Origin of the sequence: Acuticoccus sp. I52.16.1, assembly GCF_022865125.1 — a bacterium.
GTDB lineage: Bacteria > Pseudomonadota > Alphaproteobacteria > Rhizobiales > Amorphaceae > Acuticoccus.
This window is the reverse complement of the sequence record NZ_CP094828.1, coordinates 2,953,711-2,972,358: the sequence shown is the minus strand read 5'-3', so window position 1 is coordinate 2,972,358 and position 18,648 is coordinate 2,953,711. Positions and strand designations below refer to the sequence as shown.

Genomic DNA, 18,648 nt, shown 5'->3' with positions numbered 1-18,648 from the left:
TGATATATCCCCGCATCTGCCGATTCTCCATCAACTAACCATTGAAACCCGAGCTCAATCAAGCTATGGAGAAAACAATCAAAAGTGGATCAGACCCATTGCGCGGTAACCTTGCATATACTAAAACGTGCATACCGCAACCGAGACGCGAGGATGAAGTTGCAATGTCTGGTAACAATGAACTGCTGGCCGTATTCGCCGCCCTTTCCGACGAGACCCGTTTCGCCATCGTCAATCGCCTGCTCGACGACGGCGAGCTTCCCGTCGGCGCCATCGCCGCGCCCTTCAGCGTGACCCCGCCCGCCATTTCGCGGCACCTGCGCGTGCTGGAGACCGCCGGTCTGGTCGAGCGCCGGATCGACCGTCAGCGCCGGATGATCCGCGTGCGCCCCGAAGCGCTCGACATCATCGGCGACTGGCTGGGCCAGCGCATCACCATTCTGCCCGAGCGGCCGGCCGCTCAGACCCGTCCATTGGCGATGCACGCGTAAGATCTCCAGGGGAGCCCGCGGCCCGTCGGTTTCACGCCGTCCCGCCACCATCCCCGCCGCGTCATCGAGGACAATGAACGACCGTGTCGACGATGCGACCGCACATGAGAGGTGCCGGTTCGTGTCACCACCAGTATCGATGGGCCAGGCCCATCCCAGTGCGACTGCTGCCCCTCGGGCCATGCATCCGGATACCCCCGCATTCGGATCCGCCCGAGTGGCAGCCCCCTACGAAGAGCGTCACCCTTCCCTAGGGTGAGAGCCACGCATCGGCGCGGAGCTGCCCTTCCGTCGCCACCGCACCCGCCACGCGTGCCGAGCGAGTCGCTCGCCCGCCCCGAACGCGAGTGCCCCAGCCTTCCCCCCGCGCCACCGCCGCCCACCGCGACGTCGGCATTCGATCACGACGATCGACGCGCACGGTTCGACGTTCGTCTGAACCGTCGAACAGAACGTCGGCGCGCCGCAGATCACGCCGCCTCGAGACGGGACCGCTGTCGTCCACCGATTTGACGGTCGGATGGGAGCAGCTCGCGAGCGCGGACACTTCAACCACGCGTCTTCGGCGCATGAAGACGGGGCGCAGACGCACGGGGTTCGTCGAACACCCCGTGGATCGCCGGCCCGAGGGGCGGCAGACCGCGCCGACCAATCCCGACTCTCGCCGCAGAACTCGGCACGAGGCAGCGACACGCTGCCGCAGAAGCGACCGATGGCCGACACCGTTGCGGACGTGACGCCGCTCGCCTGCCGCGCGGCAGCGTTCAGGGCGGAGGCCCCCCGCCACGTTGTAGCCTCGGAGCCGAGCCCCCAACGCATCGGCGACTTCGGTCGCCGTATTCCGCCGCATCGACGGCTCGGCGAGGTGGCGCCCCGCGCCATCGGCGCCGGCGGGATGGCCGCGCCGCCGCGGCCTCCTCCTCACGTCGGCGGCGTCAGAGGATCGACTGGCCGGTCGCCTTCCAGTCGGCCAGGAACTGCTCCAGGCCCTTGTCCGTCAGCGGGTGATGGATCAGCTTCGACAGGATCGCCGGCGGGATCGTCGCCACGTCCGCCCCCGCGATCGCCGCCTGCTGCACATGGTTCGTGGTCCGGATCGAGGCGGCCAGGATCTCCGTCGAGAGGTCCTCGTAATTGTCGTAGATGGCGCGGATCTCCTCGATCAACTTCATCCCGTCGAGGCCCATGTCGTCCAGCCGGCCGATGAATGGGGAGATGAACGTCGCCCCCGCCTTCGCCGCCAGCAGCGCCTGCGCCGAGGAGAAGCACAGCGTCACGTTGACCATGTGACCGTCCGCGGTCAGCGCGCGGCACGCCTTCAACCCGTCCCACGTCAGCGGCAGCTTGATCGCCACGTTGGGCGCAATTTCGGCCAGCTTGCGCCCCTCGGCGATCATCTGATCCTTCTCGATCGCCGTCACCTCGGCGCTCACCGGCCCGTCGACCATGTGGCAGATCTCGCCGATCACCTCGGCCATCGGCCGTCCGGCCTTCTTGATCAGCGAGGGGTTGGTCGTCACGCCGTCCAGCATGCCGGTCTCGGCGAGGGTCTTGATCTCGCTCACGTCGGCCGTGTCGACAAAGAATTGCATCTGCGCCTCTCCCAGTGCACTTGTGTCGCCTCTCCTACAGGATCGCGCCCGCAATGACAGCCGCGCGTCTCTCCGTGCTGCTCCCCCACCGCCTCGGTCTGTTGACCTATGTTGCAACCACGCCCGTGTCGCCGGGCGACGTGGTAGCCGTGCCGCTCGGCGCACGCACGGTAGTGGGCGTGGTGTGGGACGACCCGCCGGACGAGGCGCTGGACGCCGCGCGCCTCAAGCCGATCCGTGGCCTCGCCAGCCACATCCGCCTGCCGCGGGAGCTGCGCGCCTTCGTCGACTTCCTCGCCCGTTACACGATGAGCGAGCGCGGCGCGGTGCTCAAGATGGTGCTGCGGGGCGGCGAGGGTCTCGTCGACCCGCCGCCGCGCACCGCGCTCGCCCTCACCGGCACCCAGCCGGAACGCTGGACCCCCGCCCGCACCGCGGTGCGCGAGGCGCTCGCCGCCGGCCCCCTCGCCCGCCGCGACCTGACGGCGGCCTCCGGCGTCTCGCCCGCGGTCATCACCGGGCTCCTCAAGGCGGGCGTCCTAAACGAGGTCGCGATCGACGAGCCGCCCCGCCCGCAACCGACGCCCACGCCGACCGACCTCTCGCCCGATCAGGCGGAGGCCGCCCGCGCGTTGCGGCGGACGGGCTTTCACGTCTCGCTCCTGGAGGGCGTCACCGGCTCGGGCAAGACGGAGGTCTATTTCGAGGCGATCGCGGCGGCGCTGGACGCCGGACGTCAGGCTCTCGTCCTGATGCCGGAGATCGCGTTGACGCCGATGGTCACCGCCCGCCTCCTCCGCCGCTTCGGGGAGACACCGGAAGAGTGGCACTCCGAGCGCACCCCCGCCGCCCGCGTGGCGCTCTGGCGCGCGGCGGCACGGGGCGAGGCGCGCATTGTCGTCGGCGCTCGCTCGGCGCTCTTCCTGCCGTTCGCCGACCTCGGCGTCATCGTGGTCGACGAAGAGCACGACGCCAGCTTCAAGCAGGAGGACGGCGTCATCTACAACGCGCGCGACATGGCGGTGGTGCGGGCGCGGGCGGCGGATATTCCGGTGGTGCTCGCCTCGGCGACGCCCTCGGTCGAGAGCCGCATCAACGCCGACACCGGACGCTACCACCGGGTCGTCCTTCCCTCGCGCCACAGCGGCACCGCGCTGCCGACGATCCGCGCCGTGGACCTGCGCCGCAACGCTCCGCCGCGGGGCGAGTGGCTGTCGCCGCCGGTGCGCCGCGCCGTGACCGAGGCGCTAGAGGCCGGCGAGCAGGCGCTCCTCTTCCTCAACCGCCGCGGCTATGCACCGCTCACCGTGTGCCGGCGCTGCGGTCACCGCTTCCATTGCCCCAACTGCGCCGCCTCGCTGGTGGACCACCGCTTCCGCGCGCAACTGATGTGCCATCACTGCGGCCACGAGGAGCCGCGGCCGCGCGCCTGCCCGAGCTGCGAGGCGAGCGACAGCCTGGTCCCCTGCGGCCCGGGAGTCGAGCGCGTCGAGGAGGAGGCGCGGATGCTGTGGCCGCAGGCGCGCTGCGAGGTGCTGTCGTCCGACCTCGGCGGCGGCCCGCGCGCGCTCGCCGAGGCGCTGGACCGCGTCGAGCGGGGCGAGCGGGACATCATCGTCGGCACGCAGCTGGTGGCGAAGGGCTTCACCTTCCCGCGGCTGCAGTTCGTCGCCGTGGTGGATGCCGACCTCGGCCTCGAGAACGGCGACCCGCGCGCCGCCGAGCGCACCTTCCAGATGTTGACCCAGGTGACGGGCCGCGCCGGGCGCGTCCACGCCGGCGGCCGTGCCCTGCTGCAAACCCACGCGCCCGACCATCCAGTGATCCGGGCGATGGTCTCGGGCGACGGTGAGGCGTTCTACCAGGAGGAGACCGAGGCGCGGCGCGACGGCGGCTTGCCCCCCTTCCAGCGCCTCGCCTCGGTGATCGTCTCGGCGCCGGACCGGGCGGAGGCGCACGCCCACGCCGTGGCCCTCGCCCGCACCGCGCCGATGGACGGGGTGGAGGTGCTCGGCCCGGCGGAGGCGCCGTTGGCGGTGCTGCGCGGGCGCCACCGCTTTCGCCTGCTGGTGCGCGCCCCACGGTCCACGCCGCTCCAGACGATCATGGCGACGTGGTTGGCGCAGGTCCCGGTCGAGGGCGCGATCCGCCGCGCCGTCGACATCGACCCGCAGTCGTTCCTCTAGACTGGATACCGACGCGGCGAGAGCGGCGAGGACGGGCCCCGCCGCCCGATGCATAGCGCCGCTCAGGTGAGCGGGGTCAGCACCGGCTTGCCGTCGAACCAGGCCTTCAGGTTGCGGGTGACGAGGTCGCCCATCATCCAGCGCGTCTTCTCGGTGGCCGAGCCCTGGTGGGGCGACAGGACCACGTTGTCGAGTTCGCGCAGGCCCGCGGGGACACCCGGTTCCTTCTCGAACACGTCGAGCGCGGCACCGGCGATGCGCTTGGCCTTCAGCGCCTCGATCAGGGCCGCCTCGTCCGCCGTCGCGCCACGGCCGACGTTGACGAAGTAGCCCTCTGGCCCCAGCGCGTCGAAGATCTCGGCATCGAACATCTTCGCCGTCGCCGCACCGCCCGGCATCACGTTGACCAGCCAGTCGACGTCGCGCGCCATCTGCTTCAGGTCACTGTAGTGCGGGTAGGGGACGAAATCCTGCTTGGTGCGGCCGAAATAGACCACCTGCATCTTGAACGCCTGCGCGCGCAGGGCGATCTCCTTGCCGACGCGGCCGAGGCCGGCGATGCCGACGGTCTTGCCCGTCAGCTCCGCGGTCAGCCCGAAGGGGCCGTTCGTCTCCCACTTGTTCTCGCGGGTGTACCGGTCGGCCTGCGGCAACTGGCGGGCCATCGCGATCATCAGGCCCAGCGTGATCTCCGCCATCGCGTCGTTGAGGACGTTGGGCGTGTACGTGACCTTGATGCCGCGCGCCTTGCAGTACTCGATGTCGAGCCCGTCGTAGCCGACGCCGAAGGACGAGATCATCTCGAGCTTCGGCAGCGCGTCGAGCACGGCGATGTCGACGCCGTGGCCGCCGTTGGCGATCGCGCCGCGGACCGTCGGCCCGACCTTCGCGAGCAGCGCCGCCTTGTCGGGCGCGTCGTGCAGGGTGTGCACGATGAAGCCGTCACGCAGCGCCTCGTGGACCGAGGGCTGCATCGGCGAGAGGATGAGGATATCCGGCTTCACGCCGCGACCACCGTCTGCTTCTGCTCGCCGAGACCGGCGATGCCGAGGGTCATCACGTCGCCCGGCTTCAGCCACTGCGGCGGCTTCATGCCCATCGCGACGCCCGGAGGGGTGCCGGTCGAGATGATGTCGCCCGGCTTCAGCGTCATGAAGCGGGACAGGTAGGAGATGACGTGCGGGACGTTGAAGATCAGCGTGTTGGTGTTGCCGGTCTGACGGCGCTCCCCGTTCACGTCGAGCCACATGTCGAGGTTGTGGGGGTCGGGCATCTCGTCGGTGGTGACGAGCCAGGGACCGATGGGACCGAACGTGTCGTGGCTCTTGCCCTTCGTCCACTGCCCTTCCAGCTTGGTCTGGAAGGTGCGCTCGGAGACGTCGTTCATGATGGCGTAGCCGGCGACGTACTTCAGCGCGTCCTCTTCGGAGACGTACTTGGCCGTGTCGCCGATGACGACCGCGAGCTCCACCTCCCAGTCGAGCGCGTCGGAGCCGCGGGGCATCTCGACGTCGTCGTAGGGGCCGCACACGGCGGTCACCGCCTTGGCGAAGACGATCGGCTGGCCGGGTGCCGCCGCGCCCGTCTCGGCCGCATGGTCGGAGTAGTTGAGGCCGATGCAGATGCACTTGCCGGGATGGCCGACGCACGCGCCGATGCGGCCCGGCTTCTCGACCATCGGCAAGCCCTCGATGTCGAGGCCGCGCACCTGATCCAGCATCTCCGGCGAAAGCGTCGCGGCGGACACGTCGGCAATGTGATCCGACAGGTCTCGCACGGTGCCGTCGGTGTGCATCAGGCCGGGCTTTTCATAACCCGGCAGTCCATAACGCAGTAGTTTCAAGGACGCGTCCTCCTCCGAAGCGAACGGCGCGCTCGAAGCGGCACGCCTTGCCTGCGGTCTTAACGTGGGATCGCGAAAAATGACAGAGATTGCGCTGCACGCCGGCGCCGCCGCCCACCCGCCGCCGCACCCCGTCGATTCCGCCAAATCTCCTATCGCGCCCATGACGATACCGCGTCCGATCGGCCGGCCTAGTTGGTGGAATGCAGAGGGTCGGAAGGAGAGGCGACATGCCGCGATGTGCCGATAGCGAGCTCGTACGAGATCTGGTCTCGGCGTCGGTCTTCTCGGCGGCGACGAACGTTGTCCAGCATCTGCTTCGCGTCGTGCGCACGCACCTCGGCCTCGACGTCGCCTTCGTCTCCCGCCTCGACGGCGACGTGATGACCGTCTACGACGTCGACGCGCCGGGGCGGGACGGGATCTTCGGCGAGCCGGGCAAGAGGACGCCGGCCTCGCAGACCTATTGCGGCCTGGTGCGTGACGGGAAGCTGCCCGAGCTGATCAACGACACGGGCCTCTACCCGTTGGCGTGCGCGCTTCCCGCCACCGACGCGCTCGGCATCCGCGCCAACCTCACCGTGCCGATCTATCTCTCCGACGGGGCGTTGTTCGGGATGTTCTGCGGCTTCGCGACGTCGCCGGATCCGACGCTGAACCGGCGTGACATCAACATGATGCGGGCGTTCGCGCAGATCGCCGCGGTCGCCATCGAGGGCGAGCTCGCGACCGAGCGCGAGGCGCAGCGCAAGCGCGACCGCCTCGCCCCCCTGCTGGCCGACCGCGCGGGGCTCGACATCGTCCTTCAGCCGATCTGGGACCTCGAGGCGGCGACGCCGTTCGGCGCGGAGGCGCTGAGCCGCTTCGCCATCGAGCCGCGCCGCACGCCGGACGTGTGGTTCCGCGAGGCCGACGAGGTGGGCCTGGGCAGCGACCTCGAGATCACCGCGATCCGGGCCGCGATCGACGCCCTCTCCCATCTGCCGCCCGACACGTCGCTCTTCGTCAACAGCTCGCCGGCGACGGTGACCGCCCCCGAGTTCGCGGCCGCGCTGCACGGCGTGCCGCTGAACCGCCTCGTCATCGAGATCACCGAGCATTCCAGCGTGGCGCAGTACGAGCCGCTCGAACGCGCGCTGTTGCCGCTGCGGCGCGACGGGCTGCGCATCGCGGTCGACGACGCGGGCGGCGGCTACTCAAGCTTCAAGCACATCATCCGCCTGCGACCGGACATCATCAAGGCCGACACCTCGATCGTGCGCAACGTGCACAACTGCCCCTCGCGCCGGGCGATGATCCAGGCCATCGGCCTCTTCGCGCAGGAGACGGACACGCTGTTCCTCGGCGAAGGCGCGGAGACGGCGGACGAACTCCGCGCGCTGATCGAGCTGGGGGTCGACCTGGCGCAGGGCTACTTCCTCGGCCGGCCGACCGCGCCGGTGCACCTGGGCGAGCCGCTGGCGGCCGCGGTGCCGGCGCTGGCGCACGCCAAGATCGCCGCGCAGGCAGCCCGCGCCTCACGCAGGATGGGCGCCACGGCGGCGATCCGCATCGCCGCCGCATAAACAGCGTGGCGATCCGCATCGCCGCCGCGTAAACGGCGTGGCGATCCGCATCGCCGCCGCGTAAACGGCGTGGCGCTCCGTGTCGCCTGGGCGGGCCCCGCGCCGGACCCACGCGCGCGTTGCCGTCAGGAGACGGTCCAGCCGCCGTCGATGATCATTGCCTGACCCGTGACGAAGGCCGATTCGTCCGACGCGAGGTAGAGGGCCATGGCGGCGATCTCCTCGGCGCGGGCGATGCGGCCCATCGGCTGGCGGGCGATGAACGACGTCATCGCCCCCTCGTAGTCGCCCGTGGCGCGCAGCCGCTCGTGCAGCGAGGGCGAATCCACCGTACCGGGGCAGATCGCGTTCACGCGCACGCCCTTCGTCACGTAGTCGACCGCGACGGACTTGGTGAGGCCGATGATCCCCGCCTTGGACGCGCCGTAGACGCAGCGGTTGGGCACGCCGATGATGGACGACGCCGCCGAGGCGATGTTGACGATCGACCCGCCGCCGCGCTCGACCATGCCGGGGATCGCCGCGCGCATCGCCCGGAAGATCGACTTCACGTTCAGCTCGAAGGCGAAGTCGAAGTCGTCGTCGGTGGCGTCGGTGATGGTGCCGGCGTGGACGACACCGGCGCAGTTGAACAGAACGTCCGGCTTCACCCGGTCGATCGCCTCTTCCAACTGGGCGCGGTCGGTCACGTCGAGCGCGAAGGTCTCGACGCCGTCGGGCAGGCCTTTCAGGCCGTCGGCGTTGCGGTCGGTGGCGAACACGGTCGCGCCCTCTCGGGCGAAGGCTTCGACCGTCGCGCGGCCGATGCCCTGGGCCGAAGCCGTGCACAGGCAGCGTTTTCCGGAAAGACGCATGGGGTTCCCTAGAGTGTCTTGTGTTGGGACTATGCCGGGTCCGGCAGATAGTCCGGATTGGTCCAGAAGATCAGGCGGTTGCCGGCCGGGTCGGTGATCGAGAGCTGCAGGTAGCCCCACGGCATCATCTCCGGCGGGCCGGGGCGGGCGAAGCGGTAGGGCTTGCCGGCGAGCTCGGCCTGCAGCGCGCGCACGTCCTCGGCGCGGAAGCGGACCTGCGCCCCCGGCGTCGCGTCGCCGTGGTGCTGCGAGAGGTGGATCACCGTGCCGGTGCCGCGCGACAGGCCCATGTAGAGCGGCGCGGCGTCGTCGTGGCGGTGCTCGAACATCACCTCGAAGCCCAGCCAGTCGACGTAGAAGGCGCGCGTCGCCGCCTCGTCGTAAAAGCGCAGGACCGGTGTCGGCTCGTAGAGTCCCGTGGTCATTCCGGCGGCCTCGCGAATGAGAAGTCGATCATCACGTGTTCGGCGTAGGTCGGCCGCTCGGTGAGGCGCTGGTAGTAGGCGGCGACGTTCGGCAGGTCCGGCCGCTCGATCTCCATCTCGTAGTAGCGATAGAGCAGCAGGCCGAAGTTGATGTCGGCGATCGTCAGGTGGTCGGTCGCCAGAAAGGCGCGCTCGGCGAGGATCGGCTCGGCCGCGGCGAGGCCCTTGTGGATCGCCATGCCGTGCTGGTGGATGCGGCTCCAGTCCCGGTCGGCCGAACGCACCCGTACCAGCGAGATGAAGAGCTGCGTGACGTGCGCCTCGACATTGCGGGCAGCCCATTCGGCCCACATGTCGGCCGACAGCTCGTCCTGCCCGCCCGCCGGCCACAGCCGCCGCTCCGGGTCCTGATGCAGCGCCAGCCAGCGCACGATCGCCGCCGATTCCCACATCACGCGGCCGTCGTCGAACTCCACGGTCGGCACCAGGCCGTGCGGGTTCTTGGCGAGATAATCGGGCGTATCGTTGCCGCCGAACGTGCCGCCGACGTCGACCCGCGGGCAGTCGAGCCCCAGCTCCGCCAGTGTCCACATCACCCGTTGTACGTTGGATGACGTGGCCCGTCCCAGTACCCTCAGCATCGGCGTTTCCCTTCGTTCCACCGAGTGTTATGGCGCGGCTCTGCGCGAGGCGCCAGCGTGGTTTACGCTGCCGCGAAGCACGCGTCACCCACGGCGGGGCAACCGAGACCGACCCAACCGCGTTCACTTGGTGCAACCGGACACAACGATGCGCACGCTGATCTTTCGCAACCTTGCCGAGCTGCGCCAGAACTATTGGTTCTGGCCCTCGCTGCTCACCGCCGTCGCCTTCTTCCTGGGCCTCCTCCTCCCCTTTCTCGACGAGGCGCTGGGAGCGGAGTGGATGGAGGCCGTGCCGTTCCTGCGGCCGACCGGCGTCGACGGGGCGCGGGCGATCCTCACGACACTCGCCGGAGCGACCTTGGGTGTCGCCGGCGTCGCCTTTTCGATCACGATCGTGGCGGTGAACTTCGCCAGCTCCAACTACGGGCCGCGGCTGATCGGCAACTTCATGGGCGACCGGATGAACCAGATCGTTCTGGGCATCCTGGTCTCCACCTTCGTCTACTGCATCACCGTGCTCTCCACCGTGCATGCGCAGAACCAGGTCCTCGAGGCCGAGATGGGGGCCTTCGTGCCGCAGCTCTCGGTGCTCTTCTCGCTGGTGCTGACGCTGGTCTCGGTGGGGTCGCTGATCGGCTACATCCACCACGTGCCGGAAAGCATCAACATCATGAACCTGGTGGCGCAGATCGGCACCAAGCTGCGCGCCAGCATCCTGCGCACGCTGGACGAGGAGGCGGAGCGGCGACGCGACAGCGTGACGGTCGACGTCTCGGCATGGCGCACGCGGCCACTGGACGCCGGCTCCACCTTGCGCGCCGCCGGCCCCGGCTATCTCCAGCAGATCGACGTCTCGGGGCTGGAGGGGCTGGCGGGCGAGATGGACGGGCGCATCGTCATCCACCGCACCCCCGGCGACTTCCTGACGCGCGGCGAGCCGATCCTCACCGCGCATCCGCAAGTCGAGGAGAAGATGGTGGAGCGGCTGCGCGCCCACGTCACGCAAGGCACCAACCGGACCGAGATGCAGGACATCCTCTTCCTGTCCGACCAGCTCGTCGAGGTGCTGACGCGGGCGCTGTCGCCGGGCGTGAACGACCCCAACACCGCCATCCTGTGCCTCGACTGGCTGCGGGCGGGACTGTCGGCCTTCGCGCTGGGCGAGGGGCAGGCGCCGCCGGAGCCGGAGGGCCGGGTGCTCTATGCGCGGGTGACCTTCGCGGCGATGCTGACGCGCAGCTTCGGCAACATGCGCCAGCACGTGGCGGCGGATCGGTCGGTGACTCTGCACGCGATCGCGGTGCTGACGGACCTTGCCGTGGTGGCGACAAACGAGACGATGGTGCGGGCGATCCGGGGCGAATTGGACCGCCTGGGTGCCGCTGCGGCCGACCGCCTGCCCGACCGCGTCGGCCGTGCCGAGGCGGAAGCAGCCCTGATCGAGGCTCATCGGCGCATCGCCGGTAGGGCCGACGAGGAGATCGGCGCCAGCACCGTGCGTGAGCCGGAATGAGCCGCCCGCGCGCCGGCCTAGTCTAACCGCCGCCGACGAGGGTGCCGCCGCGACGCAGGATCGCCTCCGCCTCGGCCACCGTGCGGCGCACGATCTCGGCCGCGGGCGGAGCGTCGTTGATCAGCCCCGCCGCCTCGCCGACGAACACGCCGACATTGTCCGGGTCGCCGGCCGCGACGGCCGCGGCGTACGCCTCTCGCTCGGCATCGGCGGCGGCGCGGTGGGCCGCCGGATCGCCCTCCCAGCGTGCGACGAAGGCGTTGTCGAGAACGCGCGCGGTGTAGCCGTCCGGCCAGTCGTAGCCGCGGGCGATGTCGGTCGCGCTCTGGCGGACGGTGGCGTCGCCGCTGGCCGCGACCGCCGCCGCCCGGTGGCGCGGGTGCGACAGCGCCTCGGCGCTCGCCCAGAAGCGCGAGCCCATCAGCACTCCGTCCGCCCCCAGCGCCAGCGCCGCGGCGAGGCCCCGTCCATCGGCGATCCCGCCGGCGGCGAGCAGGAGCGCATCCGCTCCCAGCGCGTCGCGCACCTCCGGCACCAGCGTCATCGTCGCGCGAACCGCGCCGTGGCCGCCCGCCTCCGCGCCTTGCGCGACGACGATGTCCGCCCCCGCCTCGACCGCGAGTCGCGCACCCGCGAGGGTCTGCACCTGGCAGATCAGCACCGCGCCCGCCTCTCGCACCGCTTCGGCATAGGGACGCGGATCGCCGAACGAGAGCATCATCGCGGCCGGCCGATGGGCGAGCGCAGCGTGCAGCGCAGCCTCGTTGCCGGCGAGCCGCCAGGTGATGAAGCCGCAGCCGACGCGGGCGTTGCCGGCGGCCCGGAACTCGGCCTCCACGAAGGCCGGGTCGGCATATCCGCCGCCGATCAGGCCGAGGCCGCCGGCCCCGGTCACCGCGGCCGCCAGCGCGCCGCCGGTGGCGAAGGCCATCGGCGCGCACAGAATCGGCGCCTCGATACCGAGGCGCTCGGTCAGTCTGGTCCTGATCACGGTCGTGTCAGCCGGCGTAGCCCTGGCGACCGGCATTGGCTTCGGCGTCGCCGCGGGTCTTGAAGCCGCTCGGGGCGGCGCCGACGATCTGCCCGTTCGAGGCCATCCGGCGCCAGCGCCACGCGCCCTTCTTGTCCTCGTAGAATTCCCATTTGTCCTTGGCGTTCTTGCCGCGCTTGGCGTTCTTCTCGCAATCGGCCTTGTCTTTGTAGCCTTCGCTCGCCGCGCCGATCACCGTGCCGTCCGCATCGACCATGCGCCAACGCCATTCGCCGGCTTTGTCCTCGTAATACTGGATCTGGTCTTTCTTGGTCGCCATGGCCGCCCCCACCTATCGTGCCGCATGTCGCGACCCTATTGTTCCGTTTCTTCATCGCAGCATCAATAGAACGAAGAGTCGAATCGATTCAGCGGGCGATTCCGATGCGCGCGAAGAGGCGGGCCAGCGTCCCCTTGGCGGCCGGCGGCGTGGGAGTTGCGGCGCGGCGGCGCGGGCGTCGGCCGGCCTTGCGCGGGCGCCGCGCGCTGCGCCCCTCGACGATGGCGAGAAGCGCCCCCAGCACGCGCTCGGCCTCCGCCTCAACCTCGGCGGGGGGCATCAGCGCGCCGGCGATCTCCTCGCGCGTGACCGTTCCGGGCGCGATCAGCTCGATCCCGTAGGCGTTCGAGAACCAGGCGGCCTCGGGGGCGGAGGCGGCGACCACGCGCGCCAGCGCCTCGGCCGAGAAGGCAAAGCGGGGGCCGCCGATCTCGCTCAGGAGCTGCTTCTTGGCCCGGCGCAGGTCGGTGTCGACGCGGATGCCGCGGGCGGCGAGCGCCGGGTTGACGATGTCGCACACCAGCGCGGCGTTCATCGAGATCGACTCGTTGGAGCGCTCCACGACGAGGCCTTCGGCGGCGGCCGGGTGGCCGATCGCCGCCAGCATGTCCTCCTGCACCGAGCGGCCGGCGGCGACGACCGCATCGTAGGAGCGCACGATCATCGCCTCACGGCCGAACACGCCGGCGTAGGTCTCGATGCCGGCCTTCAGCTCACCGTCGTAGCCCCGCGCCTCGGCGCCGGCGGTCGTCTCGGTGCCGAGCTTGATCTCGTTTTGTCCGCGAGAGATCGTGTAGCCGACGGGATGGCGGATATAAGCCAGGATCCTGACCGAATAGCCGGGGAAGAGCCGCGCGACGATCTCCTTCAGCAGCTCCACGTTGCGGCGCGAGTGGGTCAGCAGCGCCTCGCTGGAGAAGAGGTAGGTGCCGTCGGTGATGGCCGCGGCCTCGGCGGCGGCCTTGCGCATCAGCTTGAAGTCGGACGCCTCCTGGGCACGCGCGGGCATGATCGCCGGGTCGTCCGGCATGCCGTTGCGGCGCACGGCGCGAATGATCCGGCTGACCGCGCCGTGGTTGCGGCTGATCGAGGCGTAGTGGACGCCGTGGGCGGCGAGGGCCGGGCGCGAGGCGGCGAAGGTCGTCTGCGCCGAGGTCGACCCGGTCTTGATCGAGCCGACATGTAGGACGAGCTGACGCATGTCTTCCCTTGTTCGCCGCGCCGGGTGACGGCGCGGCGGCGCGTTGAGTTGGTCCGCCGCTCTAGAGCAGTTCGCCGGCGGTGGGGTCAACCGCGCGGGCGTGTCGCGGGCGTCCGCTCCAGGCCGTCCGCCGCATGCCGGCTACATCGTCGCGCCGATCTGCCACGGCACGAACTCGTGGTCGCCGAGCCCCTGCGCCTCGGACTTCGTCGCCTCACCCGAGGCGACCGCCAGGATACGCTCGTAGATATGCCGGCCGATGTCCTCGACCGAGGCCTCGCCGGACAGGATCACCCCGGCGTCGACGTCCATGTCCTCGTCCATCTTGCGGGCGAGTTCGGAGGTGGTGGCGACCTTGATCGTCGGCGCCGGCTTGGACCCGAAGGCCGAGCCGCGCCCCGTGGTGAAGACCACCACGTTGCTGCCCGAGGCGATCTGCCCGGTGACGGAGGCCGGGTCGTAGCCGGGCGAATCCATGAAGGCGAAGCCCGGCTCGGTGACGGGCTCGGCATACTCGTAGACGCCGGTCAGCGGCGTGGTGCCGCCCTTGGCCGCGGCGCCGAGCGACTTCTCGAGGATCGTCGTCAGTCCGCCGCGCTTGTTGCCGGGCGAGGGGTTGTTGTCCATCGACCCCTTGTTGCGGGCGACGTAGTCCTCCCACCAGCGGATCCGCTCGATCAGCTTGTCGCCGACCTTCTGCGAGGCGGCGCGCTCGGCGAGCAGGTGCTCGGCGCCGTAGATCTCCGGCGTCTCGGCCAGCACGCCGGTCCCGCCCTGGCCGACGAGCAGGTCGCAGGCGTAGCCCAGCGCCGGATTGGCGGTGATGCCGGACCACGCGTCCGATCCTCCACACTGCAACGCCACCATCAGCTCCGAGGCCGGGCACGGCTCGCGCTTGGCGCCATCGACCAGCGGCAGCATCGCCTCGACCTTGGCGATCCCCAGGTCCACCGTACGGCGCAGGCCGGCGACGTCCTGGATGTTCATCGTCGCGAAGGTCGGCCCCTGCTTCAGGCCGTACGCCTCCAGCAGCCAGTCGATCTGGTTCATCTCGCAGCCGAGGCCGACCATGACGACACCGCCGAGGTTGGGGTGGCGCGCATAGCCCCACATCACCCGCTGCAATGCGGCGAACCCCTCGCCGGAGCCGGCCATGCCGCATCCCGTGCCGTGCGCGAAGGCGACGACGCCGTCGACGTTCGGATAGGCGGCCAGCTTCTCGGGGGTGAAATGGGCGGCGATCTTGTGCGCGGCCGTCGCCGAGCAGTTCACGCTGGTGAGGAGGCCGATGTAGTTGCGGGTGCCGACACGGCCGGTGTCCCGCCGGTAGCCCATGAAGGTGTCTTTCACCGCCGGGATCGCCCCCGGGCGCAGGTTGGTGCCGAAGCGGTACTCGACGTCGGTGGCCCGGAACTCGACGTTATGGTCATGCACGTGGTCGCCGGCCTCGATGTCCGCCTTGGCGTAGCCGATCACCTGCGCGTACTTGCGCACCGGCTCGCCCGCCGTGATCGCCCGCGTCGCGATCTTGTGGCCGCGCGGGATCATGACGCGGGTCGTGATCGCCTCGATCGGCTGGCCGGCCTCGAGGGGGCGCGTGGCCGTGACCACGTCGTCGGACGCGTCGAGGCGGACGGCAATCTCTGCGGACATAGGGGACGCCACCATCTTAAAATTGGAATGGTTGAACTACTCTTCGCCCACAACCGCGTCAAACGGCACCTTATGGAGGCACGAGCGCCTGCCGATGGCATCGCCCCTCCCCCGGCTTCTCGAACCGGCCTCTCGAACCGGCACGGGTAGCGCACGAGGCCGGCTTTGCTGTAGTCCCTCGCCTTGATGTCGCCCCTGGCGTTGAAAGAATGAGGGTCGCGCCCTGCGCCTCCACCCTTTCACCCGCCGCCGAGATGGTGCAGTGAAACGCGGATGTGCCGCGTGCACTCGCCGAGATCCATGGAAGCCGAACCGCCGAACCGATGACTGATCGCCCTATCCTCCTCACCGGCAGCGCGGGGTTCGTCGGCAAAGTGATCGCGCCGATGCTGCGCGAGGCGTTCCCCGGCACCCCGGTCGTCGAAGTGGTGCGCGGACCGAACGCGCCGTCCGGCAAGGTCGCCTGCGACCTCAGCGTCAAGGACCAGACCTACGCCCTGGTGCGCGACACGCGGCCCGGCATGGTCGTCCATTTGGCCGCCTACTCGTCGGTGGGCCTGTCGCGCCAGAACGCCGAGGCGGTGTGGCGCGACAATGTGACGGCCTCGGTCTGGCTGGCGCGGGCGATCTGCGAATATGCGCCGGACGCGGTGGTGCTGGCGGCAAGCTCGGCCGAGGTCTACGGCCGCGCCCTCAACGACGGCATGGTCGACGAGACGACGCGCCCGCGGCCGAACGGCCCCTATGCGACGTCCAAGGTCGCGGCCGAGCACACCTTCATGGAGCTCCTGCCGCAGACCGCCAAGCTCATCGTCGCCCGGCCCTTCAACCATACCGGCGCCGGACAAACCGAGACGTTCGCCATCGCCTCCTTCGCAGCGCAGTTGGCGCGCATGGAGGCCGGCATCACGCCGCCGGTGATGAAGGTCGGCAACCTCAGTGCCGCGCGCGACATCATGGACGTGCGCGACGTCGCGGCGACCTATGTGGCGCTCCTGAAGATCGCCGACCGGCTGCCGCCGCGCTCGATCCTCAACATCGCCCGCGGCGAGGCGACCCGCATGGAGACGCTGCTCGGCATGCTCCGCTCGATGGTCGACGTCGACGTGAAGGTGGAAGTCGACCCGGCGCGGCTGCGGCCGAACGAGATCGCCGTCGCCACCGCGGCGACCGGCCGGCTCGAGGCGCTGATGCCCTGGCCGCCGGCCCGCACCGTCGAGGAGACGCTGCGCGACGTCCTGGAGGACAAGCGCCAGCAGATCCGCCAGAGCGCGCCCCGCCTCGCCACGTCGTCCTGACGCGGGTCCGCCCGCCCCTGCAAGTCGGTGCAAGGCGCTCTAATTTCACCATGAAAGAAGGCGATGCGCGGGGCATCTAACGCTTTCCCGCGCGTTGTCTCGCATGCTATCGCGTGGCCGCCGCGAAGGATGCGGCTGACGGCTTGCCGCCAAGGAGAAGACCCATGCGTATCGACGCCATCCCCATCGGGAAGAACCCGCCCGACGACATCAATGTCATCATCGAGGTGCCCGTTGGCGGCGAGCCGATCAAATACGAGCTCGACAAGGCGTCCGGTACCCTGTGGGTGGACCGCTTCCTCTATACGCCGATGCGCTACCCGGTGAACTACGGCTTCGTCCCGCACACCCTGTCCGAGGACGGCGACCCGATCGACGTGATGATCGCCTCCACGCGTCCGATCATTCCGGGCGCGGTGATGCAGGCCCGCCCCATCGGCGTCCTCAAGATGGAGGACGACGGCGGCATGGACGAGAAGATCATCGCCGTCCCCGTCACCAAGCTCACCCGCCGCTACGAGAAGGTGACGTCCTACACGGACATCCCGTCCATCACGCTGGAGCAGATTCAGCACTTCTTCGAGCACTACAAGGACCTCGAGCCAGGCAAGTGGGTGAAGATCCACGGCTGGGGCGACGTCGACGAGGCCAAGCAGCTCATCCTCGAGGCGATCGAGCGGGCCAAGGCGGCCGGCGACACCTACGTGGCGGCCGAGTAGGCCCGTTGCGGCGCCGGTCCCGGCCGGCCCCCTCGGAGGCCCCCACCTCCGACCAGCGGCGGAAAAGCCGCCCACCATCACACGCGAGGGTTGCGGTTACGCGCCCCTCGCCGCACCCTGCCGGCCACACCGTGCGCCGGCAGCGGCCGCCAGGGGGAGCGTCGGCGTCAGCGATATGATCAAGGTCCAGCAAGTCGGCGCGTTGACACCGCCGCTCCTGAAGATGATCCAGTCCGGCGGTGCCGAGCCGTTCATGGAGGGTGACGGGCGGGTCTTCGCCTACCACATCGGCGCGTCCTCGGTCGGTGACGTGATCGACATCGTGCGCAATCACACGCGCGGCGGCATCATCGTCCTCGACCGGTCGACCGAGGCCTTCAGTCCCGAGCCGCGCTCCACGGTCGGACTGCTGGAGGCGGTCCCCGATGGGTGCCGCGTCGTCGTCCTGTGCCAGAATCACGACTATGTCCGCGCCGCCCGCGCGCTGGGCGACGACCGCCTCACGGCCGTCTTCATGCACAGCTTCCTGCGCACCATGTGGTGGACCTTCCGCCGCGCCGACCTCGACGCGCTGATCGCGCGGCGCCGGCCGGAGGCCACGCCGGACAAGCTCTACACCTGCCTCCTCAACCGTCCGCGCACGGCCAAGATCGTCGTCTTCGGCTGGCTGAAGGCGCGGGGCTATCTCGAGGCCGGCAACGTCAGCTTCCGCGGCGACCCCGCCGCCCGCGACGCCGGCAAGTACGACGAGCTGGTCGCCAAGGCGCGCACCCATTTCCCCAGCTTCAACCGCGAAATCGACACCGCGCTCGCCGCCGAGTGGCCCTACGCCAACTTCGCGGAGGAGGAGCGCGAGAGCTTCATCTACTCGGTCGGCGTCCCGGCCTACGACGCGCCCGTATCGCTCGTGGTGGAAACCGAGATGGTGCAGAACTTCGAGCGTTTCACCGAAAAGTCGCTGAAGATGTTCGCGGCCGGGCACCGGGGCGTGATCGCCGGCAACTCGGGCGTGCTGCGGCTCCTGAAGGAGGTCGGCTTCACCACGCCGGGCTTCCCGGGCGACTATGACCGCATCCGCAACCAGGACGCACGTCTGCGCACCGTGCTCGCCGAGTTCGACCGCTACATGGTGATGACCCCGGCCGAACGGCGCGACTTCATCGACGACACCTGGCCGGAGTGCCTCGCCAACATGCGGGCCTTCACCGAGCGGACGGAGGCGGTGATGGCCCGCTCCTTCCGCGAGCTGGAGATCGCCTGCGAACGCAGCCGCTGGTCGGCCCGGCCGGAGCCCGATCCGGTCCCATGGCGACGCGCCGCCCGCTCCGCCGCCTGACATCGCCGGCTCGACGGC

The 18,648-nt window shown here is 69.9% G+C and carries 17 protein-coding genes; 7 read left to right on the top strand and 10 right to left on the bottom strand.

Translation table 11 applies throughout. From position 1 onward, the window contains the following. Positions 1–164 precede the first annotated feature (164 nt). Positions 165–491 carry a helix-turn-helix transcriptional regulator gene (locus tag MRB58_RS13445; protein WP_244777640.1) on the top strand — a complete coding sequence of 109 codons (327 nt, stop codon included), beginning with the start codon at positions 165–167 and terminating at the stop codon, positions 489–491. Positions 492–1,426: 935 nt separating this feature from the next. On the opposite strand, the gene fsa is transcribed toward MRB58_RS13445, so the two are convergent. Next, entirely contained in the window at positions 1,427–2,083 is a 657-nt protein-coding gene (fsa, locus tag MRB58_RS13440; protein ID WP_244777639.1) for a fructose-6-phosphate aldolase, read from the bottom strand. Between the two features lie 53 nt (positions 2,084–2,136). On the opposite strand from fsa, the gene MRB58_RS13435 reads away from it, so the two are divergent. Continuing rightward, positions 2,137–4,269 (top strand): primosomal protein N', encoded by a 2,133-nt coding sequence (locus MRB58_RS13435; RefSeq protein WP_244777638.1) that lies wholly within the window; start codon positions 2,137–2,139, stop codon positions 4,267–4,269. Between the two features lie 62 nt (positions 4,270–4,331). On the opposite strand, the gene MRB58_RS13430 is transcribed toward MRB58_RS13435, so the two are convergent. Then, positions 4,332–5,273, bottom strand: a complete 942-nt coding sequence (locus tag MRB58_RS13430) for a 2-hydroxyacid dehydrogenase (protein WP_244777637.1) — start codon at positions 5,271–5,273, stop codon at positions 4,332–4,334. Next, the gene (locus MRB58_RS13425; protein ID WP_244777636.1) at positions 5,270–6,112 is read right to left on the bottom strand and encodes a fumarylacetoacetate hydrolase family protein; all 843 of its coding nucleotides are present in this window, start codon (positions 6,110–6,112) and stop codon (positions 5,270–5,272) included. Before MRB58_RS13425 ends, MRB58_RS13430 begins: the two co-directional genes overlap by 4 nt. Positions 6,113–6,342: 230 nt before the next feature. Here MRB58_RS13425 and MRB58_RS13420 point away from each other — a divergent pair, with 230 nt between their 5' ends. Further along, complete coding sequence (locus MRB58_RS13420; protein ID WP_244777635.1) at positions 6,343–7,677, top strand: EAL domain-containing protein; 1,335 nt, start codon at positions 6,343–6,345, stop codon at positions 7,675–7,677. 125 nt (positions 7,678–7,802) lie between these two features. Here MRB58_RS13420 and MRB58_RS13415 read toward each other — a convergent pair whose 3' ends face one another. The 3 genes from MRB58_RS13415 to MRB58_RS13405 are packed head-to-tail and all read right to left on the bottom strand — an operon-like array spanning position 7,803 to position 9,597. Beyond that, positions 7,803–8,531, bottom strand: a complete 729-nt coding sequence (locus MRB58_RS13415; RefSeq protein ID WP_244777634.1) for an SDR family oxidoreductase — start codon at positions 8,529–8,531, stop codon at positions 7,803–7,805. A 29-nt stretch (positions 8,532–8,560) separates the two neighbouring features. After that, positions 8,561–8,956, bottom strand: a complete 396-nt coding sequence (locus MRB58_RS13410; RefSeq protein ID WP_244777633.1) for a glyoxalase superfamily protein — start codon at positions 8,954–8,956, stop codon at positions 8,561–8,563. Further along, complete coding sequence (locus MRB58_RS13405) at positions 8,953–9,597, bottom strand: glutathione S-transferase family protein (protein WP_244777632.1); 645 nt, start codon at positions 9,595–9,597, stop codon at positions 8,953–8,955. Before MRB58_RS13405 ends, MRB58_RS13410 begins: the two co-directional genes overlap by 4 nt. A gap of 148 nt (positions 9,598–9,745) precedes the next feature. Between MRB58_RS13405 and MRB58_RS13400 the strand changes: the two genes are divergently transcribed. Beyond that, entirely contained in the window at positions 9,746–11,113 is a 1,368-nt protein-coding gene (locus MRB58_RS13400; RefSeq protein WP_244777631.1) for a DUF2254 domain-containing protein, read from the top strand. A 22-nt stretch (positions 11,114–11,135) separates the two neighbouring features. Here MRB58_RS13400 and MRB58_RS13395 read toward each other — a convergent pair whose 3' ends face one another. The 4 genes from MRB58_RS13395 to MRB58_RS13380 all read right to left on the bottom strand — a co-directional run bounded on the left by MRB58_RS13395 (position 11,136) and on the right by MRB58_RS13380 (position 15,277). Then, entirely contained in the window at positions 11,136–12,104 is a 969-nt protein-coding gene (locus tag MRB58_RS13395) for a nitronate monooxygenase family protein (RefSeq protein WP_244777630.1), read from the bottom strand. Between the two features lie 7 nt (positions 12,105–12,111). Then, positions 12,112–12,423 (bottom strand): YegP family protein, encoded by a 312-nt coding sequence (locus MRB58_RS13390; protein ID WP_244777629.1) that lies wholly within the window; start codon positions 12,421–12,423, stop codon positions 12,112–12,114. Positions 12,424–12,511: 88 nt separating this feature from the next. Continuing rightward, positions 12,512–13,624, bottom strand: a complete 1,113-nt coding sequence (locus tag MRB58_RS13385; protein ID WP_244777628.1) for a hypothetical protein — start codon at positions 13,622–13,624, stop codon at positions 12,512–12,514. 141 nt (positions 13,625–13,765) lie between these two features. Continuing rightward, complete coding sequence (locus MRB58_RS13380; protein WP_244777627.1) at positions 13,766–15,277, bottom strand: UxaA family hydrolase; 1,512 nt, start codon at positions 15,275–15,277, stop codon at positions 13,766–13,768. 323 nt (positions 15,278–15,600) lie between these two features. Between MRB58_RS13380 and MRB58_RS13375 the strand changes: the two genes are divergently transcribed. The 3 genes from MRB58_RS13375 (at position 15,601) to MRB58_RS13365 (ending at position 18,630) form a co-directional block, all read left to right on the top strand. After that, on the top strand, positions 15,601–16,575 hold the full coding sequence (locus MRB58_RS13375) for an NAD-dependent epimerase/dehydratase family protein (protein ID WP_244777626.1): 975 nt from the start codon (positions 15,601–15,603) through the stop codon (positions 16,573–16,575). Between the two features lie 164 nt (positions 16,576–16,739). Then, positions 16,740–17,294 (top strand): inorganic diphosphatase, encoded by a 555-nt coding sequence (gene ppa / locus MRB58_RS13370; protein WP_244777625.1) that lies wholly within the window; start codon positions 16,740–16,742, stop codon positions 17,292–17,294. A 175-nt stretch (positions 17,295–17,469) separates the two neighbouring features. Then, positions 17,470–18,630, top strand: coding sequence for a hypothetical protein (locus tag MRB58_RS13365; protein ID WP_244777624.1), 1,161 nt, complete (start codon positions 17,470–17,472; stop codon positions 18,628–18,630). Positions 18,631–18,648: the final 18 nt, after the last annotated feature.